The 23329-nt window shown below is 72.0% G+C and carries 19 protein-coding genes, 1 tRNA gene and 1 pseudogene; 4 read left to right on the forward strand and 17 right to left on the reverse strand.

Annotated elements, in window-relative coordinates:
• Positions 1–134: 134 nt before the first annotated feature.
• From KF840_02065 to KF840_02115, 11 genes and pseudogenes are all read right to left on the reverse strand, one after another.
• Positions 135–437, reverse strand: a complete 303-nt coding sequence (locus KF840_02065) for a helix-turn-helix transcriptional regulator (GenBank protein ID MBX3023674.1) — start codon at positions 435–437, stop codon at positions 135–137.
• Between the two features lie 28 nt (positions 438–465).
• Positions 466–744 carry a hypothetical protein gene (locus KF840_02070; GenBank protein MBX3023675.1) on the reverse strand — a complete coding sequence of 93 codons (279 nt, stop codon included), beginning with the start codon at positions 742–744 and terminating at the stop codon, positions 466–468.
• Between the two features lie 347 nt (positions 745–1091).
• Positions 1092–1424, reverse strand: coding sequence for a helix-turn-helix transcriptional regulator (locus tag KF840_02075; protein MBX3023676.1), 333 nt, complete (start codon positions 1422–1424; stop codon positions 1092–1094).
• Positions 1421–1744 (reverse strand): type II toxin-antitoxin system RelE/ParE family toxin, encoded by a 324-nt coding sequence (locus tag KF840_02080; GenBank protein MBX3023677.1) that lies wholly within the window; start codon positions 1742–1744, stop codon positions 1421–1423. Before KF840_02080 ends, KF840_02075 begins: the two co-directional genes overlap by 4 nt.
• An 89-nt stretch (positions 1745–1833) precedes the next feature.
• A tRNA-Ser gene (locus KF840_02085) sits at positions 1834–1919 on the reverse strand.
• A gap of 240 nt (positions 1920–2159) precedes the next feature.
• Positions 2160–2435, reverse strand: a complete 276-nt coding sequence (locus KF840_02090; protein ID MBX3023678.1) for a hypothetical protein — start codon at positions 2433–2435, stop codon at positions 2160–2162.
• Positions 2422–2709 (reverse strand): BrnT family toxin, encoded by a 288-nt coding sequence (locus KF840_02095; protein ID MBX3023679.1) that lies wholly within the window; start codon positions 2707–2709, stop codon positions 2422–2424. Before KF840_02095 ends, KF840_02090 begins: the two co-directional genes overlap by 14 nt.
• A gap of 338 nt (positions 2710–3047) precedes the next feature.
• Positions 3048–4468 (reverse strand): annotated as a pseudogene (locus KF840_02100) (cardiolipin synthase B).
• 141 nt (positions 4469–4609) lie between these two features.
• Complete coding sequence (locus KF840_02105; protein ID MBX3023680.1) at positions 4610–5620, reverse strand: radical SAM protein; 1011 nt, start codon at positions 5618–5620, stop codon at positions 4610–4612.
• 74 nt (positions 5621–5694) lie between these two features.
• On the reverse strand, positions 5695–7677 hold the full coding sequence (locus KF840_02110; protein MBX3023681.1) for an MBL fold metallo-hydrolase: 1983 nt from the start codon (positions 7675–7677) through the stop codon (positions 5695–5697).
• Between the two features lie 56 nt (positions 7678–7733).
• Positions 7734–9728, reverse strand: a complete 1995-nt coding sequence (locus tag KF840_02115) for a PAS domain S-box protein (protein MBX3023682.1) — start codon at positions 9726–9728, stop codon at positions 7734–7736.
• A 188-nt stretch (positions 9729–9916) separates the two neighbouring features.
• Here KF840_02115 and KF840_02120 point away from each other — a divergent pair, with 188 nt between their 5' ends.
• Complete coding sequence (locus KF840_02120; GenBank protein ID MBX3023683.1) at positions 9917–11131, forward strand: hypothetical protein; 1215 nt, start codon at positions 9917–9919, stop codon at positions 11129–11131.
• A 30-nt stretch (positions 11132–11161) separates the two neighbouring features.
• Here KF840_02120 and KF840_02125 read toward each other — a convergent pair whose 3' ends face one another.
• From KF840_02125 to KF840_02140, 4 genes are all read right to left on the reverse strand, one after another.
• Positions 11162–12109 (reverse strand): hypothetical protein, encoded by a 948-nt coding sequence (locus KF840_02125; GenBank protein MBX3023684.1) that lies wholly within the window; start codon positions 12107–12109, stop codon positions 11162–11164.
• Between the two features lie 4 nt (positions 12110–12113).
• Positions 12114–12512, reverse strand: a complete 399-nt coding sequence (locus tag KF840_02130) for a hypothetical protein (GenBank protein ID MBX3023685.1) — start codon at positions 12510–12512, stop codon at positions 12114–12116.
• Positions 12513–12624: 112 nt separating this feature from the next.
• Positions 12625–13902: an ISNCY family transposase gene (locus KF840_02135; protein MBX3023686.1), complete on the reverse strand. Its 1278-nt coding sequence runs from the start codon at positions 13900–13902 to the stop codon at positions 12625–12627.
• Between the two features lie 177 nt (positions 13903–14079).
• Complete coding sequence (locus KF840_02140) at positions 14080–14880, reverse strand: c-type cytochrome (GenBank protein ID MBX3023687.1); 801 nt, start codon at positions 14878–14880, stop codon at positions 14080–14082.
• 68 nt (positions 14881–14948) lie between these two features.
• Between KF840_02140 and KF840_02145 the strand changes: the two genes are divergently transcribed.
• Positions 14949–17156, forward strand: a complete 2208-nt coding sequence (locus KF840_02145) for a tetratricopeptide repeat protein (GenBank protein ID MBX3023688.1) — start codon at positions 14949–14951, stop codon at positions 17154–17156.
• Between the two features lie 234 nt (positions 17157–17390).
• Here the strand turns inward: KF840_02145 and KF840_02150 are convergent, their stop codons facing one another.
• A complete protein-coding gene (locus KF840_02150) occupies positions 17391–18131 on the reverse strand; it encodes an SDR family NAD(P)-dependent oxidoreductase (GenBank protein MBX3023689.1) in 741 nt (246 codons plus the stop codon).
• Positions 18128–19519 (reverse strand): FAD-binding oxidoreductase, encoded by a 1392-nt coding sequence (locus KF840_02155; GenBank protein ID MBX3023690.1) that lies wholly within the window; start codon positions 19517–19519, stop codon positions 18128–18130. Before KF840_02155 ends, KF840_02150 begins: the two co-directional genes overlap by 4 nt.
• 102 nt (positions 19520–19621) lie before the next feature.
• Between KF840_02155 and KF840_02160 the strand changes: the two genes are divergently transcribed.
• Both KF840_02160 and KF840_02165 read left to right on the forward strand, forming a co-directional pair.
• Positions 19622–21868, forward strand: a complete 2247-nt coding sequence (locus tag KF840_02160) for a hypothetical protein (GenBank protein ID MBX3023691.1) — start codon at positions 19622–19624, stop codon at positions 21866–21868.
• A gap of 267 nt (positions 21869–22135) precedes the next feature.
• On the forward strand, positions 22136–23305 hold the full coding sequence (locus KF840_02165; protein ID MBX3023692.1) for a CoA transferase: 1170 nt from the start codon (positions 22136–22138) through the stop codon (positions 23303–23305).
• Positions 23306–23329: the final 24 nt, after the last annotated feature.

Raw genomic sequence — 23329 nt, forward strand, 5'->3', positions numbered from 1 at the left:
TATTTGCAACGATCGGGCTACGCCGCGCGCGTGTCGATCCCCTCGAACCCCACCGACAATCGCCCGCCGAGGGCACGGGCGATACGGTCCAGCAGGTCGAGCGAAGGGGTGAAGGCCGATCCACTCGTTGCCCCTCACGCCGCCTCGATCTCGACCCTGTATCTCAACCCGGCCGCGTCCAGTTCCCCCTGGATGGCGAGACGCACCAGCACGGATTCGGGGTAACCGAGCGTGCGCGCCCACTTCGCCGCACGCTCGGGACTCACGGTCTTGCGCCCCTTCTCAACGTCGCAGAGATGCGACTTCGAGACGCCGAGCTTCTTGGCGCACTCGTCCTGCGAGAGGTCCTCGCTCTTCCGGATGGACTCGATGGCCCTGCCGAGGGTCAGGGAGCCGCCCGAAATCTTCTCCAGCCGCTTCATTGTCTCCGACTTCATTTCCTTGCCCTTGCGCATGGACACCCCGTCAGTAGTCGTGCTTGCTCACCTCTTCGATCGAAACGAACCTGGCCGTGCCTTCCTTGACCTCGTAGATGGCTCGGTACGCACGGCTCAGCCGGATCGACCGCTGGCCCGCGCGGTCTCCCTTGAGCGCCTCATCGTGGTAGCCCCGCACCTTGCGTACCTGTTCGACACCATCGCGTTCGACTGCCGCGACCCAGATCATCAGATTGTCCACAATGTGCCGTGGACACTTGCGGAGCTGTTTCTCCGCAACCCTGGTGATCTCGACCCGGCGGATCATCGGGCGCGACGGTACACCCGTAGGGTGAACCCATCAAGGGGAGCCAACGGGTGCAGGCTGCTCGACTGCTCGGCTCCGGGCGGTCAATCGCGCCGCTGGCTCGACGCCGCATGACGAGCCGCCCAGCGGTTCAGGAACGGAGGGGGAGGGATTCGAACCCCCGAGCCCTTCCCTTGCGGGCTGCCGGTTTTCAAGTGCGCCGGGGTGGGTGCCCTGACGTTGCTCGCCGCCCCTGGTGTCTGGAAATCAGTGGTCGGGGACCCGGCGCGGTGCCTCGGCATCCCTCGTCATGACCTCGTGTGCCGCGAAGTTGATTTGCAGAACATTGAACATTGGCAACTCGCGGGCTAGGCAGCGCGTGTACCGATCCCCTCGAACCCCACCGACAGGCGCCCGCCAAGGGCACGAGCGATACGATCCAGCAGGTCGAGCGACGGGGTGAACGCTGAGCCGCCCTCGATCCGGGCGACGACCGCCTGCGTCGTCTTCGCCCGCGTGGCGAGTTGCGCCTGCGTCAGGCCAGCCTGTGAGCGCGCTCGCTTCACCATCACCGCGATCGTCGCCCGCACGACACTCGCGTCGATCCGGGCGCGCAGACGGGGATTGCCTACCACCCTGCGGCGGACGTCCGCGAGCGCGTCACCGCCGATGTGCGGGTTGCGAGCTTTCGGCTTCTTCATCGGAACCCTCCCAGAACTTCCCTCGCCCGTCGCGTGGCGAGGTCGAGATCGCTGCGCGCCGTTCGCTGTCCCTGCTTCTTGAAGGCATGCAGCAGCACCATCTCCGGTCCGCGAACGATGACGTACGCCACTCGGTGCCGCCCTACCCGAACCTCCCAGAGTTTGCCGTCGAGTTGGTGCAGCGACACCGGCGCATCGAGACCGAACAGTCCGAGCAGCGTCAGAGTCTCATCCCAGTCATCTCGCTCGCGGGTCGGCAGCGTGGCGATATACGCGGACCGGCTCGTCTCCCCAGCGGAGCGGTAGTACCGGATGCGCACGACACGGTTTACTCCCTATCGGGCATACTCCTGCAACGTCGTCTCCGTTGACCATGTCGCCGCCGGCAGGATCGGCGCGATTGAGGAAGCGGAGGGGGAGGGATTCGAACCCCCGAGCCCTTGCGGGCTGCCGGTTTTCAAGACCGGTGCCATAGACCAACTCGGCCACCCCTCCTCATGACGAAATCGACTGCTTACGACGTCTCCTGTTCGACGCAAGGTCCGAATTGTGGCGCTGATGGCGATCCAGTAGGCCTCATCGGCGGAGCGCCCGCCACGCCCGCTCGTCCCTGGGTCCGCCGTGCAGCCGGGGATGAAGGTTCCTCGCCAGGTCCGGCACCCTCCGCCACGGGGAATCCGGAGATCCCCGGCGGCCTCTCGAATGTGCGCGACAAGAACGGATCACCGCCGCCGGCTATCCGGCCAGCTTCTCTTTGAGCCACAAGTTGACAAGGCTCTCGGGGGTGAGGCCTCGCGTCGCGGCGCACCGGCGCACTTCACGCAAGATACCGGGGTCCACCGCCACGAGGAAGCGACGGCGCTTGATGGCCACGTCGAAGACGGCGGCACGCGTCGGCTCGCCAACGTTACCGAGGTCGTGCGTATCCCAGTAGGCTCCGATTTCCTCGTAGGTCTGCGCCTTCGATATGGCGGACCTCTTCGGTTGTTCCCCTCCCTTACTTCTTTTCATAGAGTCTCCGCTCCCGACGGCTTGGCTCGCGCGCACTGAGAATCAGCGCGTCGTGCATGCGCGGTTTGTAAATGAAGAACACGAGCAGGCGCCGGCCGGCGTGCGTTCGACCAAGCGCCACGTACACGTTCTCGCCAGGCTTGTGCCCCCGTTCCACGAAGCGAAATCGCGGCTGCGCTGCGAGCACGTCCTCTACCTCCGCAGTAGTCACGTGATGCTTGCTCTCCAGCTTGTCGACGATCGCTTCGAGCCATGTGATGCCCTCAATCCGCACGCGCTGCGCCTCCGCCAGCTCCCGCCGACCGAGTTACCATAGCAGCATCTCGCCCCGCGACATTCGGGGACGCACAGTGTCCCAGAAGCGTCCACGCAGGGTTCGAAACGAGGAGAACTGATTCGAACGGAGATGCGCTGGGCAGCGCGAGAGAATCCATATGGCCCAGGCATTTCCGCGAAATCCTCCGCCGGCTCTGCGGTTGCGGGAGCCAGCCCAATCAGCTTTCAAGACCGGTGCCATAGACCAACTCGGCCACCCCTCCGGTGGGCTGTTCGTGGCTACCACTCCGCTCGCGGGCAGGCCACTCCGGCGGCACGGGCGAGCGCCCCGCGGCGTCAGTCGCGGCGGCGCTCGCGGGCGCGGTCGGCGCGCAGGCGCGTGGCGCGGTAGAGCAGCGTGATGGCGATCCACACGGCGAGCACCGCGAGCGGGTAGGCGAGCAGCCGCGGGAAGGCGGCGGCGAGCAGGCCGGCGGCGAGCAGGAGCGCGCCGGCCGCCAGCAGGACGCGCGCTTCGATCGGCTCCAGCACGCGCTGGTTGGTGAAGGCGGCGCCGACGGTGCGGCCGATGCGCAGCGCGCCGGCGGCGGCGCGGCCGGCGCTGCTGCTGCGGTCGCCGGGCGCGGTCGCGGCCGGCGGGCGGCGCGGCGGCGATGCGCGCGCCGGGGGTGCAGCACGACCTCGGTCGCGTTCTCCAGGTCGCGCAGATAGACCTGCTCCATGGCGCGCGCGAACCCCTCGTCCTCGACGACGACGTCGAGCTCGCAGTTGCCGAGCCAGCTCGCGACGTTGAGGTTCGTCGAGCCGACGCGCGCCCAGATCGAATCGGCGACCGCGGTCTTGGCGTGCAGCATGGTGCCGTTCCACTCGTAGACGCGGACGCCGGCGGTGAGCAGCGGCCGGTACCCGGCGCGCGACAGCGGCCGCAGCACCGGAATGTCGGTGCCGCCCGGGACCAGCAGGCGCACGTCGACGCCGTCCAGCGCCGCCGCCCGCAGCGCCTGCACGTAGGCCGTGGTGCCCGCGAAGTAGGCGTCGGTGAGCCACAGGCGCCGCCGCGCCACCGCCGCGACGAGCTGGTCGACGCGAAAGAGCGCCGCGGTGCCGGGCAGCGTGGCGACGACGCGCAGCGCGGTGTCGCCGACGGCGGTCGCGGCGACCGCACCGGCATCGGCGGCCGGAATCGGCTCCCCGAGCATGGCCCACATCTGGGCGAAGGCCCGCTCCATCTCCGCCACCGCCGGACCGCGCACCTCGATGCCGGTGTCGCGCCAGGGCTCGAGCCCCGCCTCGGGTCGCCCGATCCACATGTGGCCGACGCACAGGCCGGTGACGAAGCCGATCTCGCCGTCGACCGCGAGCATCTTGCGGTGATCGCGACTCAGCCATCCGAAGGCCGAGTCGACGCGCGGCGGGTTGTAGCACCGCACCTCGACGCCGCCGGCGCGCAGGGCGCGCCAGAAGCGGCGCGAGGTCCGCCCGACGCCACCCATCCAGTCGTAGATCAGCCGCACCCGCACGCCGTCGCGCGCCCGGGCGATCAACGCCGCGGCGAACTGCCGGCCGACGTCGTCCTCGTGGATGATGTAGCTCTCGAAGTGGATGGTGCGCCGCGCCGCGGCGATGGCGTCGAGCCAGGCGGGGTAGTTCTCGCGCGCATCGATCAGCAGCCGGAGGCGATTGCCCTCGACCAGCGGCGCGCCGGCGACCCGCGAGAACGCCTGGTCGGCGCGCGCGCGCGGCAACAGGCCGGCCATCACCTCCCCGCCGCGGCGACGTCCGGCGATCGCGTGGATCGTCGACGCCGGGCCAGGGCGGCCCCCGATCGGGCCCCCCTCGTCAGGCCGATCGGGCGGCGTCCGATCGCTGGCGCGCGCGCCCCGCACCGCGGCATCGCGTCAACCGCGGCGCAGATACTCGACGACCGCCGCCGGGCGCAGCCCGAAGAGCGCCTTGCGCTCGTTGAGGTAGGCGCTGAAGCAATCGCCGCATTCGTGCCGCTGGGCGTGCCGCAGCGCCGCGTCGTAGCCGTCGCGCACGAGGTTCCGAGGGCGAAAGCTGGCGGCGGTCTGCACGCAGGGCTGGACGTCGCCGTTGGGCTCGATGTGCACGTACACGCGGCCCATGACGCAGTCCGAGCGCCCGGCGCTGGGCCGCGTGAGCTGCCCATAATCGGGCCAGGCGACCGCACGCTCATAGGTCGCGGCGGCGAACATCAGCGGCCGCCCGGCGCGCTTCAAGCGCGCCAGCGTGCGGTACATCTCGCGCGTCTCCCCCTCGTTCAGCGCCAGCGACCGGGCGCCGGCGTCGTAGTAGGGCAGACCGAACATCGCCGGCTGGACGTTGAGGCCGATGCCGCGCGCTTCGCAGTAGCGCAGCATGGGCTCGATCTCGCCGAGGTTGGCGCGCACCACGACCATGTTGATGAACAGCCGCGGCGGGCGCGGCCGCTGCCGCGCCACTTCGATCGCCTCGAGCACGGCGCCGTGCACGCCGGCGCCGCGCACCGCGTCGGTGTGCCCCGGATCGACGGAGTCGAGGCTGAACACCACCTCGTCGACGTGGTCGAGCAGCGACGGGTTCGCCGCCACCTTGGTGCCGTTGGTGACCACGGCGCAGCGAATGCCCGCCGCCCGCACCGCCGCGCAGAGGGTGGCGAAGTCGTGCCGCAGCATCGGCTCGCCGCCCTGCCACTTGAGGCGCATCGTCCCGACCGATCCCAGGTAACGGATGACGTCGAGCCACTGCTCGGTGGTGAGCAGCTCGCTCTTGATGTCCGGACAACTGCAGTAGGCGCAGCGCAGGTTGCACGCATTGAGCAGCACCGCCTGCACCTCGAAGGGATGCACCGGCGCGAAGCGATGGCGCAGGAAGCGGCCGGCGAGCCGGAGCTGTTGGCGACGCGACATCCCGGGTGTCCTACACCGGGCGCGCCCCGGACTGTAGAGGGGGTCGGGCTGGCGCCGGCGGGGTGGGCGGCGCCTCAGGGCGTGACGATCGGGAAGTCCGGGTCCGGGCGGTCGAAGAGGCGGAGGAAGTCGACCAGCGCGAGGCGGCTGCCCTCGACCTGGAGCTCGTCCGAGAAGACGAGATCGCGCAGCCCGGCCTGGCCGGTGGCGAGGCGGACCAAGAGCGGCCGCGTCAGCCGGACCGTCACGTCGGCGTCGGGATCGGGAGCGGCGCGCCGGTGGTGCAGGACGCTGTTTTCGAGCGTCAGCACGTAGCTCTCGTCGAGGTCGGTGAAGATGTAGTTGACGACGGCTCTCTTGCCGTCCGCCTTCGGCCCGTCGAGGCGCGCCGCCATGGCGGTCAGGAACTGCTCCGCCGGCACGTTCTGCAGCAGCTCGGCGGCGGCGCGGCGGGTGAGCGCGTTCTCGGCGACGCCGTGGCGCAGCTCCTGGGCGCCGGTGAGATACGAATCGCGCCACGGGCCCGATTCCTGCTGATAGCCGAGCTGATCGTAGGTGCGGGCGAGCAGCGCGCGCGCCGCCGCGTCGTCCGGGTCGGCGAAGACGAGGTGGTCGAGCAGCATCGCCGCCCAGCGATACTCGCCGCGATCGAACGCCGCCTGCGCCTTGTCGCGCACCGCCGCGGCGCCGCCCATCGCCTCGACGTAGCGCGTCCCCGCCTCCACCGGCGGCAGCGGGTCGAGGTGCGCCGGATTGCCGTCGTACCAGCCGAAGTAGTTCTGGTAGACCGCCTTGGCGTTGTGGCGCACGGTGCCGTAGTAGCCGCGCACCGCGAAGACGTGGCGCAGCGACGGCGGCAGCTCGAGCTGCTCGGCGATCTCCTGCGGCGTGGCGCCGCCGTTGGCGAGGCGCAGCGTCTGGTCGTGCAGGTAGAGGTACGCGTCGCGCTGCTGCGCCAGGTAGGTGCGGACGCGCGCCCGCTCCCACACCGGCCAGTGGTGGCTGGCGAACGCCACCTCGGCATCGGGAAACGTCGCCAGCGCCTCGTCGATGTAGCCGCTCCACTTCAGGGCGTCGCGCACCTTGGCGCCGCGCAGCGTGTAGAGGTTGTGCAGCGTGTGGGAGACGATCTCGGCGCCGCAGTAGGCCTTCTGCGCCGGCAGGTAGAAGGCCATCTCCGCCGGCGCCTCGGAGTCGGGCACGTACTGGAAGACGAACGCCACGCCGTCGATGGTCATCGCCTGCGGCGTGTGGTCGACGAGCTCGGTCGGCACGGCGAAGCTCAGCGAGCCGCTCGCCGGCTGCTTGCCGAGCCCGGTGTCGATGTGACCGCGCTCGCCGCGCGCCAGATTGAGGCCGTACATGTATTGGGCCCGCCGTCCCATGGCGATGCCGGCGAGGATGTTCTCGCTCGTCGCCTCCTCGACGAAGCCCCTGGGGGCGATGATCCGCACCTGGGCGCGGGCCGCCGGATCCTCGGGCAGGACGGCGCGCACGCCGGCGAAGTGGTCGATGTGGCTGTGGGTGAAGAGCACCGCCACCACCGGGGCGCGGTCGAGATGGTCGCGCGCCAGCGCCAGCGCCGCGGCCGCGGTCTCGACGCTGGTCAGCGGGTCGACGACGATCCAGCCGGTCGCGCCGCGGATCAGCGTCATGTTGGACAGGTCGTAGCCGCGCACCTGATAGACGCCGTCGGCGACCTGGAACAGGCCGTGGATGTCGTTGAGCCGCGCCTGGCGCCACAGGCTGGGGTTGGCGCTCGCCGGCGCGGCGCCGTCCTCGAAGCGGTAGGCGGTGGTGTCCCAGACGACCGAGCCATCGGCGCGGGTGATGGTCACATCGCCGTCGCCGGCGATCAGGCCGCGGCGCGCGTCGGCGAAGTCCTGTGCATCCGCCAGCGGCAGGGCATCGGCGACCGCGGCGTTGCGGGCGGTGGTGACGCCGCTGGGGGCCGTGTGGCCGCGTTCGTCGGCATCGGCAGCGTGCTCCACCGCCGGCGGTCGGTGACACGCGGCGAGGACGAGCACGGTCGCGAGCAGGGGCCGAACGGAGCGCATTCGGCGCTTCTACCACGCGGCCGGTGGAGCCGCCCAGCAACCGCCGGCGCGGCAGCTCAGTCGACCGGCAGCGTGAAGGCGAACGTCGCACCGTCGCCCGCCAGCGGCTCGACCCACAGCCGGCCGCCGTGCGCCTCGACGATCGAGCGGCTGATCGACAGGCCCATCCCGAGCCCGTTCGACTTGGTGGTGAAGAAGGGCTCGAACAGGCGCTCGCGCGCCGCCGCGGGCACCCCGCCGCCCTGATCGTGCACCGTCACCTCGACGGCGCGGCCGGCGGCGCGCGTCGCGACGCGGAGGGCGCCGCGCGCGCCGGCGTTGGTCATGACCTCGAGCCCGTTGCGCAGCAGGTTGACGATGACCTGCTCGACCTGGACCGGGTCGACGCGCGCCGCCGGCAGGTCCGGCGCCAGGTCCAGAGCGAGCGAGATCGCGGCACGCCGCGCCTCGGCCTCCACCAACCCCACCGCCGACCCGACCAACTCGTTGACGTCGACGGACCGCCGCGGCGACGCGTCCTTGCGCATGAAGACGCGCAGCCGCTGCAGGACGACGCCGGCGCGCAGCGCCTGGGTGGCGATGTGGGCCGCGGCCTCGACCAGGGCGGCGCGGTCGCTGACGCCGTTGCGCAGCCGCTCGGCGAGGCCGCTGGCGTAGTTGGCGATCGCGCCCAACGGCTGGTTGATCTCGTGCGCCAGCTCGGCGGCGAGACAGTTGACGGTCTCCAGGCGCAGGATGTGCGCCAGCTCGGCCTGGTGGCGGGCCGCTTGTTCCTGGATCCGGCGGCGCTCGGTGACGTCGAGGTAGGTGCCGGTCACGCGCAGGGCCCGGCCGTCCGGCGCCCGTTCGACGACCTTGCCGCGCGTCCGCAACCAGCGATACTCGCCCGACTTCGCGCGCAACCGGTGCTCGACCTCGTAGTGCGGGCTCGTCCCTTCGATGACGTGCGCCGTCCAGGCCTGCTGCACCATGGCCTGGTCGTCGGGGTGGGTGATCGTCACCCAGAAGTCCGATGGCCGTTCGATCTCGCGCGCGACGTAGCCGAGGATCTCGGCCCAGTGCGTGTCGCCGACCACCCGCCCGGTGCGGCCGTCCCAATCCCACATCCCGAGCTCGGTGGCCCGCAACGCCAGGTCCAGGCGCTCCTCGGCCTGCCGACGCTGGGCGACCTCGTTGCGCAGGAGCACGTTCGCCGCGGCCAGGCCGGCGGTGCGCTGCTGCACGCGCTGCTCGAGGGAGTCGCGGGCCTGCTCCAGTGCCCGCTCGGCGCGCTTCTGATCGTCGATGTCGACGGCGAACACGATGACACCGACGATCTCGCCGCGCTCGTTGCGGTCGGGAATCTTGTCGGTGCGGATCCAGCGCTTGTCGCCGCGCGCGGTCTGGATCTGCTCGACGATGCCGAGCTTGGGGACCCCGGACTCGATCACCTCGAGGTCGTCGCGGTGGTAGCTCTCGGCCTCGTCGGGAAAGAGCTCCCACGAGGAACGGCCTTCCATGTCCGCCGGCGTCAGGCCGGCCGCCGCGGCCGCCGCGGCGTTGGCGCGCAGGATGTTGTTGTGGCGGTCCTTGTACCAGACCATCGCCGGCATGCCGTCGAGGATGACGCGCAGCTCCTCGCGCTGCCGCGCCTCCTCGGCGCGGGCGCGATGGCGGTCGGTGACGTCGTTGGTGCAGCCGATGGTGCCGATCACCTGCCCGCCGGCGTCGCGGCGCAGCGAGATGCGCAGGTCGACGAAGATCTCGCTGCCGTCCTTGCGCCGGCTGCGCCACTCGCGCTCCGCGACGCCGTGGTCGCGGAGCTCCGCGACCACCCACTGCATGGCCGCGTCGCGGTCCTCCGGAAAGTAGAGGCGCCCGACGGGCTGCCCGATCATCTCCGACGCGCGGTAGCCGTAGATGCGTTCGGCGGACGCGTTCCAGGCGTTCACGACGCCTTCCCGATCGGTCGCCACCACCCCGTCATGGATCTGATCGAGGAGATCGGCCGAGACGGCGGGCGGCGGCAGCGGCGCGTCGTCCGGGTCCGAGGGCCGTGAGACGCCGGCCACCCTGCGCGCACCTGATGCCATCTGATGATTGGCGCTCTAGCACTCCGGGTGCGGGGTGCCCAGCGCCGAGGGGGACCCCGCCGCCGGGCCCCCCGATCGCCCCACCCCCGTTGCCGGCGCGGCGGCTTGACGCTACCCCCGCCCGCACCGATTATGCGGCCTTTGCCGTGCCGGGGGGACGCACTGGGATGAAGCGCTGGGGAGTCTGGGTCGCTGGAATCGCGGTGGCGCTGTGCGCCGCCGCCGCCTCGGCCGAGCCGTATTTCGCCGTCCGCGAGGGCCAGAAGTGCAGCGCCTGCCACGTCAACATGACCGGCGGCGGCATGCGCACCAGCTTCGTCTCGGCGCACGCCAAGGAGATCCTGCGCTATCCCAACTGGTTCGCGCCGCTGACCAAGCCGACGGACCCGTTCACCGGCGACATCAACCAGTACGTCGGCATCGGCGCCGACCTGCGCGTCGACATGACCGCCACCATGCAGGACAAGCCGAACGCCAACGGGACGGTGCCGAACAATGTCGCCTTCCGCGGCCGCCTCGAGGAATTCGACGTCAACGTCAACCAGGCGACCGGCTACCTCAACGTCAACCTGATCCCCGACCTGCTGAATTTCTATCTCGACCAGCGCTTCGCGCCGAGCCTCGACACGCGCGAGGTGTGGGCGATGGCGCTGCTGCCGTACGACGCCTACATCAAGGCCGGCAAGATGTTCCTGCCCTACGGCCTGCAGTTGCAGGACGACACCGCGTTCATCCGCGGCGGCCGCAACGGCTCGGCGACCACCGGCTTCAGCTTCAACGTCAGCCAGCCGGCCTTCGAGATCGGCTGGGAGCCGGGCCCGATCTCGTTCGCCGCCAGCGCCTCGCAGGGCATCGTCGACGACCGCGACGTCCAGGGGACCGGCACCACCTACGCGCTGTTCGACGGCGTGCCGGTGATCAGCAACTTCCTGATCGGCCAGTCCTGGACGTACGCCGGCACCTCCAGCGGATCCAATGCGTGGGTCGGCGGCTTCACCGGCTTCAACCTCGGTCCCTTCTTCTACGAGGACATCAATCTCGGCACCTTCACCTATCTGGGCGAGGTGGACTGGGGCTTCTTCAACTTCGTCGACCCGAACACCAATCAGCGCGTCAAGCCGGGCGCCTTCATCACCTACAGCGAGGCCAACTACCTGTTCTTCAACTGGCTGAACTTCAAGGTGGCGTTCGACTACGCCGACTACGACGGCAGCCTGCCGCGCCAGGGCAGCGACGCCGAGAACCGCGTCAGCGTCGGCTTCGAGCCCTTCCTTGCCCGCTTCCTGCAGACCCGCTTCTTCTACCGCTGCAGCAACGGCATCGAGACCAACGCCACCCACAACCAGGATCTGTGGATCTTCGAGCTGCACGCCTTCTTCTGACCGGCGGCGCCGCGTCCGCGGCGCCGCCCGTCACTCGCTGTTCGGCGCGCCGGCGTCGATCCAGCCGACGAGGAGCGCGATCTGCTCGGCGGTGAGCGGGGCGCCGGTGAGCGGCATCCTGCTGCCCTCGCCCGGGGCCGGCTCGGTCACCTTGATGATGAGGAAGCTGTCGGCGGGCGCGTTGGGCTGGACGCGCAGCAGGCCCTTGCCGCGGGCGACCGCGTTGTCGGGCTGGACGCCGACCAGGTTGACGTAGGACTGCCCGTCGGAGAGGTCGAGGTTGGCCGAGGCGGTGGCGGCGTCGTGGCAGAAGGCGGTGGCGCAGCGGGGATTGAAGATCGTCGTCTGGATGCGCACCAGCCAGGGCAGCGGCGTCTCGGTCGGCGAGGCCGTCGGCGTCTCGGTGACGGTCGCGGTCGGCGGCGCGGTGCCGGTGATGGTCTGGGTCGGCGTCGCGGTGTCGACCGGCGTCGGCGTCACCGTCGGCGTCTCGGTCACCGTCGGCGGCACGGTGGCGCTGGGCGACGCCGTCGGCGTGGCGCTGGGCCCGGCGGTCCCCGGCGGCGGCGCGCCGTCGGCGATCCAGGCGCGGATCATGTTGATGTCCGAGGCGGGGAGCGGGCTCATCCCCTGCGGCATGCGGGTCCCCTCGCCCAGCCCTGGCCCGGTGAGCTTGCTGAGCAGGAAGCTGGCGTTGGGATCGAACGGCGTCACCCGCAGCAGCCCGCGGGCGGCGGCCACGGGATTGGTCGGGGTCACCCCGACCAGATTGCCGTACGACACGCCGGCGCTGAGGTTCAGGTTGCCCGCCTGGTTGATGCCGTTGTGACAGCCGGCGGACAGGCAGTGCGGGTTGAAGATCTGCTGCTGGATGACGTCGTAGGCGCTGTTCGCCCCACTCGGCGGCGGGCCGTCGCCGGCGCACCCGTAGAGAAGCAGCGCCGCCGGCAGCGCCGCGAGAACCGCCCAGCGGCGCACGCGATCACTCGGCCTTGGTCTCGGCGACCAGGACGGATTGCACGCCGCCCTTGACGAACTTCTTGCCGCTGACGGTGGCGCGCTCGCCCGCCAGTTCCTTGACCTTGTCGTACGGGCCGGGATCGTCGTGATCCTCGAGCAGCAGGTAGACGTCGCCGGCGTCGGTGAGCACGCCCAGCGGCATGCCCTTCTTGGCGCACAGCTCGGCGCACTGCTTGTGCCGCTTCCCCTTGCTGCCCTTCGACAGATAGCAGGCGAGGTCGACCACCTCGCCGCTGACCGTGATCGCGTCCTGCGCCCCCGCCCGCGGCGCCGCCACCGCCGGCGCCAGGCCGACCAGACTGGCCAGCGCCAGCCACCGCGTCACCTCGAAGCACACGTGCCGGAGCTCTCGAAGCTTCATCGCGCCACTATCGGACAGCCGCAGGGGTTGAGTCAATTTGGGGGAGAAGAGGTGTCGCTGCTCAGTGATTCTGTCCGCCCTCAACTGCTCAGTGATTCCGTCCCCCCGGGGTTCATCGTGGTGGTGACGGGATCATGTCGGTGGGGGAAACGGAAGGAGCCCGCAGGGCGACTGGAGTTTTCCCCACCGAGGCGGCGCTCGGCGGCCGCCGCCGCCGGCGCTTGAGCGTGCGGAGGGCGCCGGGCGAGGTGGCGGCGGCCGTGGCGATCACCGTGTCGCCGCCGTAGACGCGCCAGCTGCCGTCGAGGAGCTGGCGCACCTCGACGCGCGTCCCCGCATAGCTGCGCTTGCGCGGGCCGGGCGGGATGTCGAGGACCAGGCCGCCGATCCGCACGGTGTTGTCGTTCAGCACGGTCGCCTCGTACTGGAAGCTGCAGATCCGGCTCAGATCGGTCCCCCGTCGCACCGGCCGCCACGCCGGGGTGGCCTCGGCCGGGGGAATGGCAAACCGCTGGTTGTGCTCCGCCCGAAAGGCCTCCAGCACGGCATTGGCCTCCTCCACGGTCGTGGCCCCCACCAACCGGAGCTCGGAGACCAACCGATCCTGCAGCGTGCCCCACAGCCGCTCCACTCGGCCCTTCGCCTGCGGCGACAGCGCGTAGATCACCTCAATCTCCAAGGCCGCGAGCGCCCGGCCCACCTGCGTCGGGTCTTGGACCCCGCGTAACTCCTCTTCCAGCGTCCAGTGCGCGTCGTTGCGCTTCAGGCTCCCGTGCCGATCCATGTAGGCGCTGTACGGAAGTCCTTTCGCCTCCGCGATCGCTCGCAGCACCCGCAGGTACCCTGCCGCGCACTCCTGCTCCACGAACGACGCCCCAGGCAGCAGCTCGCCGGTCGCGTCATCGATCGCTCCCATCAGGCACAGCATCGGCCCGCGCCCCTCGAGCCACTCGTGTCGGCTGCCGTCCCAGAGGATCATCAACCCCGCCTGCGGTTTGCGGTCTCTGCGCCGGCGGTGTTTCGGGGCGCGCCGCCGGCGCGGCGGCCCGATGCCCGCCGCGCGCAGCAGCCGCTGCACGCTGGCCCGAGAGACCTTGACCCCTTCCACGTCCCCCAGCTTCTCGGTGAAGTGCTGGTCGTTGAACCCGTCGTACTTCTTGCGCCGCAGCTCCAGGATCTGCTCCCGCACCGCTTCCCCCAAGCGGTGCTTCGGCGCCCGCCCCGTGTTCCCGTGCTGCACTCCTTTCGCCCCACGCCGCCCCACCGCCCGCCGCAGCCGTCGCACCTGCCGCTTCGACAGTCCCAGCACCTCCGCCGCTTCTCCCACCGTCAGCGCCCCTCGCTCGATCCGCTCCACGGCGTCCAGCCGCTTCCATTGCCGCTTGCTCATCCTCTCCATCCCTCCTTCTTTGCCGCGGAGGGGCGGACATTTTCACTGAGCAGTTAGGCGGACAAAATCACTGAGCTTCAACATTTGGGGGAGAAGAGGCGGCGAGGAGGCGCGCGAGAGCCCGTGGAAGAACGCCTCCCTCGCCTGCCCCTGGCCCCGACGCCGCGCGGCCGCGCGTCACTCCTGCAGCGGCATCTCCCGCCACTTCCCCGACGCCAGCCACTTCACGTAGGCCATGATCGCCTCGAGCTCCTCCGGCTTCAGGTGGCTGCCGAAGGCGGGCATCTGGACGCGCTGGCGGTCGATGAAGAAGCGCGCGGCGCGGTCGTCGCGCAGGCGCGGGATGCCGCCGTCGGCGATCCAGCCGCGCAGCTCCTCGTCGTCGAGCACCAGCTCCTCGTAATCGGAGCCGCCGAAGCCGGGGATGTATCCCTTGAGCGAGCCGGGGTTCGGCAGCCCGCCGCCGCCCATCTCGCCGTGGCAGGCGAAGCAGCCGTTGGCGGCGGCGAGCTCGGCGCCGTGCGCCGCCGGCTCCTCGCTCGGCGCCAGCAGATCGGAGGCGGCGCGCAGGTAGGCGACCAGCAGGTCGACCTCGCGCTCGCTGACGAAACCGCGATACGCCGGCATGCGGATCGCCTGCGCCGCCATCTCGGCCTGGTACGCCGGCCGCGCGCGCTTCTTCGCCGGCGCGCCATCGAGGATGTACTCGCGCAGGTCCGCGTCGTCGTGCGCGTACATCATCACCGTGCCCTCGCGGAACGCCGGCACCTCGCCGCCCTTGCTGCCCGGATTGTGCACGCCGCCGCGCCCGCCCGGGCCGTGGCAGTTGAAACAGCCCAGGCGCGTCGCCAGCGCCCGACCCTGGTCGATGTCGCTGGCGTACGGCGGCATGACGATGTCGCGCGCCACCGGCCAGGCGAGATACGCGGTCTCGAGGCCGACGACGACGAGCAGCACGAGGGTGACCACACGCAGCATGAACCCGCAGGGTTAGCCGGAAACCTCGGCTTTCACCACCGCCGCGGCGCGGGTAGACAGGCGGTGGCATGCCCCCCCTCGCGCCCGTCCTCCTCGCCGCGATGCTGGTCGGCGCGCCGCCGGATTACGTCGGCCGCGCCCGCTGCGCCGAGTGCCATGCCGACGAGGCGCGGCGGTACGCCGGATCGCACCACGACCTGGCGATGCAGCCGGCGACGCCGGCCACGGTGCTCGGCAGGTTCGACGGCCGCCAGCTCACCTACAACGGCGTGACCTCGACGTTCCGCCGCGAGGGCGGCGCCTTCATCGTCCGCACCGATGGGCCGGACGGCACGCTGCGGGACTATCCCGTTGCCTACACCTTCGGCGTCGAGCCGCTGCAGCAGTACCTGGTCGCCCTGCCCGACGGCCGCCTGCAGGCGCTCAGCCTGTGCTGGGACAGCCGCCCGGCCGCCGCCGGCGGCCAGCGCTGGTTCCACCTCTATCCGGACGAGAAGATCGACTTCCGCGACGAGCTGCACTGGACGGCGCCGGCGCAGAACTGGAACTACATGTGCGCCGCCTGCCACTCGACCGGCCTGCGCCGGCGCTACGACGCCGCGACCGGCCGCTTCGACACGCAGTGGAGCGAGATCGACGTGTCGTGCGAGGCCTGCCACGGTCCCGGCGCCGCGCACGTCGCCTGGGCGGCGCGCCCCGACCGCGCCGCCGACCCGAGCCGCGGCCTGACCGTCGACCTGACGCCGCGCGGCGGCGCCTGGGTCTTCGGCGACGGCGATGCGATCGCCCACCTCTCGGCGCCGCGCGCCAGCCGCGCCCAGCTCGACACCTGTGGCCGCTGCCACGCCCGCGCCGCGCAGATCGCCGAGGAGGACGCGCGCGGGCAGCCGCTGGAGCAGACCCACCTCCTCGCGGCCCTCGACCCGTCCCTCTACCACGCCGACGGTCAGGTGCATGGCGAGGTCTACGAGTACGGGTCCTTCGTCCAGAGCCGCATGCACGCCGCCGGCGTCGTCTGCGGCGACTGCCACGACCCGCACAGCGGCGCCCTGCGCGCCGCGGGCAACGCGGTCTGCGCCACCTGTCACCGCGCCGCCGTGTACGACACGCCGGCCCACCATCACCACGCCGCCGGCAGCGAGGCGGCGCGCTGCGTCACCTGTCACATGCCGGCGCACGACTTCATGGTCATCGACCGCCGCCACGACCACAGCTTCCGCGTGCCGCGGCCGGATCTCGCCGCGGCGTTGGGCACGCCCGACGTCTGCAGCGGCTGCCACGCCGATCGCACGGCGACCTGGGCCGCCGATGCCGTCCGCCAGTGGTACGGACCCGACCGCCGCCGCGGCCCCCGCTTCGCCGACGCGCTCGCCGCTGGCCGCGCCCACGCCGCCGGCGCGGGCGCGCCGCTCGCCGCGGTCGTCGACGACGCCACCCAGCCGGCGATCGCGCGCGCCAGCGCCCTCGACCTGCTGGCGCCGTACCTCACCTCCGGTGACCAGCCGCGCCTCGAACGCGCGCTGCGCGACCCCGATCCGCAGGTGCGGCGCGCCGCGCTGGCGCTGCTCGTCGCCTGGGAGCCGGCGCAACGCTGGCCGCTGGGGGCGCCGCTGCTCGCCGACCCGGTGCGCGGGGTGCGCCTGGCGGCGGTGGATGCCCTCGCCGATGCCGCCGCCGCGGCGCCGCCGGCGCAGCGCGCCGCCTTCGACGCCGCCGTCGCCGAGTACCGCACCGCCCAGATGTTGAACGCCGATCGCGCCGAGTCGTGGCTCAACCTCGGCGCGCTCGACGCCCGCCTCGGCGACGCCGCCGCCGCGGAAACCGCCTATCGGCGCGCCATCGCCACCGACCCGCGCTTCGCGCCGGCCTCCGTGAACCTCGCCGATCTCTACCGCCAGCTCGGCCGCGACGCGGACGGCGAGCGGGTGCTGCGCCAGGGCCTGGCGCACTCGCAGGACCCGACCCTGCACTATGCGCTCGGCCTGCTGCTGATCCGCCAGCAGCGGCGCGCCGAGGCGCTGGCGCCGCTCGCCACCGCCGCCGGCACGGCCCCCGACGCGCCGCGCTACGCCTACGTCTACGCCCTGGCGCTCGACGGCGCCGGTCGCCGCGGCGACGCCATCGCCGCCCTGGAAGCGGCCCATCGCCGCGCCACCGGCGACCGCGACATCCTCACGGCCCTGGTCTCGCTCAACGCCCAGAGCGGCAACACCGCCGCGGCGCAGCGCTGGGGCGCCGCGCTGCAGCAGCTCGGCGCCGAGGCGAAGACGCCCTAGCCATGGCTGGCCCCGATACGACAAGACACCTTCACCACGGAGGCACGGAGACACGGAGGGCTCGGTGCCATAGCGAAGGCGCGGGGCCTCTTCTCACTCCATTTCCAATGAACGTTGGGATGAACGCCGGGCGGGCTTCGAGATCAGTACTCTCCGTGTCTCCGTGCCTCCGTGGTGAAAGTCCTTTGTCGCATCAACGCCAGCCCGGATCATTCATGATCCGCGCTGGGCGGCTCAGAAGCCGATGCGGCGCATGACGGCGCGCGGCAGCAGGCGAATCGCCAGCATGATCCAGCGCCAGATGGCCGGCGCGTAGACGACCGGGGTGCCGCGGTCGAGCGCCCGCACGACCCGCCGCGCCACCGCCTCGGGCTCGCCGGCGAAGGGCGGGGTCGGCAGGCCGGCCGTCATGCCGGTCTTCACGAACCCGGGCTTCACCAGCACCACCTTCAGCCCATCGCCGGCGAACTTGTGATCGAGGCCGGTGAGATAGTGCGACAGGCCCGCCTTGGCGGCGCCGTACAGGATCACCGGCTTGCGGGCGCGGTCGCCGGCCACCGAGCTGAACACGCACAGGCGCCTGCCGCCGCCGGCGGCCATCAGGCGCTCGCGCGCCAGCTCGCAGAACTGCACCGTGTTGGCGAAGTCGGCGGCGAGGAGCCGGGCGCGCAGCCCGGCGTCGCGCTCCAGTTGCTCCTGGGTGGCGAAGAGACCGGCGGTGACGACCACGGCGTCGAGGCCGCCGAGGTGGCGCACGGCGGCGTCGAGCGCCGGGGCGAAGCCGCTCGGCTCGAGCAGGTCGCAGGCGACGATGCCGACCTCGCCGGCGGCGCCGCGCACCGCGAGATCGGCGGCACAGCGCTCGAGCTCGCCGCGGTCGCGGCCGAGCAGGCACAGGGTGTCGCCGCGCTCGGCCAGCACGCGCGCCACCGCGCGCCCCATTCCCTTGCTCGCGCCGAGCAGGGCGACCTTCACGGAGCGTCCCCGAACAGGCGCACCGACAACGCGCTCTTCAGGCGCCGTTCGGGATCCCACGTATCGCGCACCGCCTGAAAGGCGGGCAGCCGGTCGCGCTCCATGGCGCGGAAGTGCTCGGCGCGGGTGAGCGCGTCCTTGGCGAGGTAGATGCGTCCGCCCTCGGCGATCACCAACTCGTTCAGCGCGTCGACCAGCGACTGCGTGCCGCGGCCGACCGGCAGGTCGAGCGCGTACGAGACGCCGGGGCGCGGAAAGCTCAGCAGGCCGCGGCCCTCGGCGCCGCAGTCCTTGATGACACAGAGGTAGACGTCGCCGCGGCGCCTGCGCAGGGTGGCGATGAGCTGGCGGTGGCGCGGGTGGTCGTGCGGACCCGGCAGCACCGCCTGGTACTGGATGAAGCCGCGGCGGCCGTAGAGGCGGTTCCACTCGCGGACGACGTCGAGCGGATAGAAGAAGGTCTCGGGGTGCGCGATGGCGTGGCGGACGCGGGCGCCGTGCGCGAGGTAGCGCGCGAGGTTGTGCACCCGCACCATCCACGGCTGCAGCGCCCAGCTCGGCAGCAGCAGTGGCAGCGTCGGCGCGCTGCGCCACGGCGGGCGCCGCGCCGGCGCCTCGCCCGGCTCCGCCCAGCGGCCGCGGACGATCAGGCCGCGTCCGAGGCCCGGGCCGTCGTTGAGCAGGTCGTTCCAACACACCGTGTACGGCCAGTCGCGGCCGGCGTCGGCGAGACGCTCGAGGATCGCCTCGAAGCTCGCGACCTGCTCGCTCTCCTGCCAGATCCAGGGCGAGGGCACGCGCGCCATCTGGAAGGTCACCTCGAGGATGTGGCCGGTGAGCCCCATGCCCCCGAGGGTGGCGCGAAAGAGCGCGCGCTCGTGCTCGTCGCTGACCTCGATCCGGCGCCCGTCGGCCAGGCGCAGACGCAGCGAGCGCACGTGCTCGCCGAAGGTGCCGGCGACGTGGTGGTTCTTGCCGTGCACGTCGGCGGCGACCATGCCGCCCAGGGTGACCCAGTGCGTGCCCGGCGTCACCGGCACGAACCACCCGCGCGGCAGCGACAGGCGGTTGAGCCGCATCAGGGTCACGCCGGCCTCGGCGCGCACCAGGCCGGTCTCGCGGTCGAAGGCGAGCAGGCGGTCGGCGAGCACCGACCCGGCGACGGTGGCGCCGGGCGCGCCGGGCAGCGAGGCGTCGCCGTAGGAGCGGCCGAGGCCGCGGGTCAGCGTCGCGCCCTCGGTGATCCGCTCCAGGTTCTCGGACAGGCGCTGCCGCCCCTGCACCCGCGGGTACATGCCCCAGCCGCTGAGCTCGCTCGGCGGCGGCTCGGCGGGGAGCTCGCGCGCCGGCTCCTTGCCGCCGTGAATGACGCGCAGGGTCGGTTCCACACGGCCCTTGTAGCGCGCCGGCCGTTCTCAACAAAGGCCGGTTTCGCCGCCGCGCGGCGCGCGGGGTCGCAGCCGACGGCGGGGATGCTACAACCGGCGGCGATGCGGCGGGGGTGGCGGACGCTCGGGGCGCTGGCGGCGGCGCTGGTCGTCTACACGCTGTTCTTCTATCGCGACCTGCTGTTCGAACGGCGGGTCACCGTGTTCCGCGACCAGTACGCGATCCTGCTCCCCCTCGACTGGGTGGTGCGGTTCCTGTCGCAGTGGAGCTGGCCGCCGTTGTGGACGCCGTTCCAGGTGCTCGGCAAGCCGCTCGCCGCCGACCCCCTTGCGGCGGTCTACTATCCGCCGAACTGGGGGCTGCGGCTGCTGCCGTTCCCGCTCGGCTACAACGCCTCGCTCGCCGTTCACCACGCGCTCGCGGTGCTCGGCCTCTACGTCCTGCTGCGGCGGCGCGGCAGCGGCCGCGAAGCCGCGGCGTTCGGCGGCCTGCTGTTCGGCTTCGGCGGCCTCTTCGTCGCCTTCGACAACATGAGCAACGCCGTGCAGTCGTCGACCTGGCTGCCGTGGACGCTGGTCGCGTTCGACGCCTGGTGCGAGCGACCGCGCGGCAGCCGGCTGGTCGCCACCGCCGGCGGACTGGCGCTCACCCTGCTCGGCGGCATGCCGGAGGTGTTCTTCTTCGCCCAGGCGCTGTGCGCCGCGATCGCGCTCGAGCATCGCCGGCGCGGCGGCCCGACGCTGCCGCGCGCCGCGCTGGCCCTGGCGGCCGCCAACGCGCTCGGCATCGGGTTCGGCGCCGTGCAACTGCTGCCGACCGCCGAGTACCTGCTGCGCTCGTCGCGGGTCGCCGGCCTCGAGCTGGAAAGCGTGATGCGGCTGGCGCTGCGGCCGCTCGGCCTCTTCGCCTTCCTCGTGCCCCGCCACTACGTGGACGCGGCCGGCGCCTTCCACGAGACCGCGGCGCTGTGGGAGGGCGATTTCAGCGACGCGCCGTGGGCGCTGACGCTCTATCTCGGACCGCTCCTGGTGGTCGCGGCCGCGGCGCGCATCGAACGGCGCAGCCTGCTGCTGTGGTCGGCGATCGGCGTCGCCTTCCTCGCCCTCGCCTGCGGCGACGCCCTGCCCGGCTACCGCTGGACGATCGCCCACCTGCCGCTGCTGCGCGCCGCCCGCCACCCGGAGAAGTTCCTGCTCGTCGCGCACCTGTTGCTGGCGGCGGTCGCGGCGGTCGGGCTCGACGCCGCGTGCCGCGATCCCAGCCGCTTCCGCCGCATCGCGCTCGCCGCGCTCGCGCTGGCGCTGACCGGCGGCGCCGCCGCCGCGGTCCTCGGACTGCGCCCCAGCCTGGGGCGTGATCTGCTGCGCGGCGACCTGTTGATCGCCGGCGCCCTGGCGCTGCTGATCGCCGGCGTGGCGCTGGTCGGCCGGCGCCGTCCCGCGCTGGCCGCCGGCGCGCTGCTGGCGCTCGCCGCCGCCGATCTCTACCGGGTGAACGGGCGGCTGCTGCCGACCGTCGACTGGAGCGAGTTGCGCCGCGTGCCGCCGACCCTGCAGGCGATGCAGCGGGGCGACGATCCCCTGCGCATCTACAGCGACGGCGTCGGTCGCCCGCCGGTGGCGCCGTTCCCCGACGCCTTCCACCAGGAGCGGCACCTGCTGCTGATGGAGGTCGCCAATCTCTTCGCCGTCGCCAACCTCAACGCCCCGGCGTCGATCAACCTGCGCGACCACGAGCGTCTCGCCGAGCTGATCGAGTCGCTGCCGGCGGAGCGCGTGGCGCCGCTGTTCGCGGCCCTCAACACCGCCTACGTCACCAGCGGCAAGGACCTGCGCCGCTATCCCGGCCTGGAGCTGGCGCGCGCGCCGCGGTCGGCGATCGACGCCTACGTCTACCGCGTCGCCGGCGTCGCGCCGCGCGCCTACGTGCCGGCGGAGATCGAGCCGGTCGGCCGCGCCGAGGATGCGATCGACTATCTGCGCCGGGCCACCGCGCCGGCGGCGCGGGTCGCCGTCGCCGCCGCCGACGTGCCGCTCGGCGGCATTCCCGAGCGCATGCGCGGCACCGTGACCCTCGCCGCCTACCGCGCCGAGGCGGTGGAGCTCGACGCCGCCATGGAGACCGCCGGCCTGGTGGTGCTGAGCGACACCTTCTACCCGGGCTGGGAAGCGGACGTGGACGGCGCCCCGGCGCCGATCGTGCGCGCCAACTACTTCAGCCGCGGCGTCTTCGTCGACCGCGGCGCGCACCACATCGTCTTCCGCTATCGCCCGGGGAGTCACCGCGCCGGGCTGCTGGTGTCGTCGCTCGCACTGCTGATCGCCCTGGCGCTGATCCTGCGCCGCTAGCCTCGATACGACACAACATCTTCACCACGGAGGCACGGAGACACGGAGGGCGCAGCGTCGGAATGGCGGGTGGGTGCGATCCCCATGGCCATTGCTGATGGCGTTGGGAATCTCGCTCCCGAACCTCCTCTCGTCCAGATTACTCCGTGTCTCCGTGTCTCCGTGTCTCCGTGGTGAAATGTTTCGGTCACACCAAGGCTAGCCCGGGGCGAGCCGGGGCTGGCCGCGACGGCTTTACATTCCCTCGTCTTCCCTCAAGGTAGGCGCATGACCGAAGCGCAACCGCGACCGCTCGAGGGGATCCGGGTCGTCGATCTGACGCAGTACGAAGCGGGACCGGCGGCGACGCAGATGCTGGCCTGGCTGGGGGCCGACGTCATCAAGGTCGAGCCGCCGGGCGGCGAGCCGAGCCGCCACCTGATCGGCGGCGACGACGAGCGCGACAGCATCGTCTTCGTGCTCTTCAACCAGAGCAAGCGCAGCGTCGTCCTCGACCTCGCCGACGAGCGCGACCGCGCCCGCCTGCGCGACCTGGTGCGCGGCGCCGACGTGCTGGCCGAGAACTTCGCCCCCAACACGCTCGAGCGCCTCGGCCTGCCGATCGACGAGCTGCTGCGCGAGCAGCCGGCGCTGATCGTCGCCTCGGTGCGCGGCTATGGACCGAACGGCCCGTGGTCGGGATACAAGTCGCTCGACTTCGTCGCCCAGGCGGTGGGCGGCGCGATGAGCGTCAATGGCGATCCCGACGGCCCGCCGACGCGGGTCGGCGTCACCATCGCCGACAGCGGCACCGGCCTGCACCTGGCGGTCGGCATCCTCTCCGCCCTCCTGCGGCGCCAGCGCACCGGCCGCGGCGGCCGCGTCGAGGTGGCGCTGCAGGACGCGATCGTCAACCTGATGCGCAACGCGATGTCGCCGACCTACGTCGCCGGCACGGCGGCGGCGCGCACCGGCAGCGCCTACGTCACCTCGGTGCCGAGCGATCTCTACCCCTGCCGCCCGGGCGGTCCGAACGACTACCTCTACATCCTGCTGGCGGCGAAGCAGCACTGGGAGAGCCTGCTGCAGGCGATCGGTCGCGAGGACCTGCGCGACGACCCGCGCTTCGCTCGCCAGTCGGCGCGCAACGCGCGCCCCGAGGAGACCCGCGCCATCGTCCGCGCCTGGACCGCGACCCGCGACAAGTTCGAGGCGATGGAGCACCTGTCGAAGTTCGGCGTGCCCTGCGGCGCGGTGCTCGACACCGCCGAGCTGCTCGCCAACGAGCAACTCCGCGCCTGCGGCATGATCGTCGACCACCACCACCCGCAGTGGGGCGACCTGCGCGTCCCCGCCTGCCCGATCCGCCTCGACGGCTTCAGCGCCCGCCTCGATCCGGCGCCGGCGCTCGGCGCGCACACGGACGAGGTGCTGGCGGAGGTGGAAAAGATGCGCTGAGGCGCCCGCGGATCGCCGTCGTGG

This window comes from bacterium (assembly GCA_019637795.1).
In the GTDB taxonomy this organism is placed as follows: domain Bacteria; phylum Desulfobacterota; class Binatia; order HRBIN30; family CADEER01; genus JAHBUY01.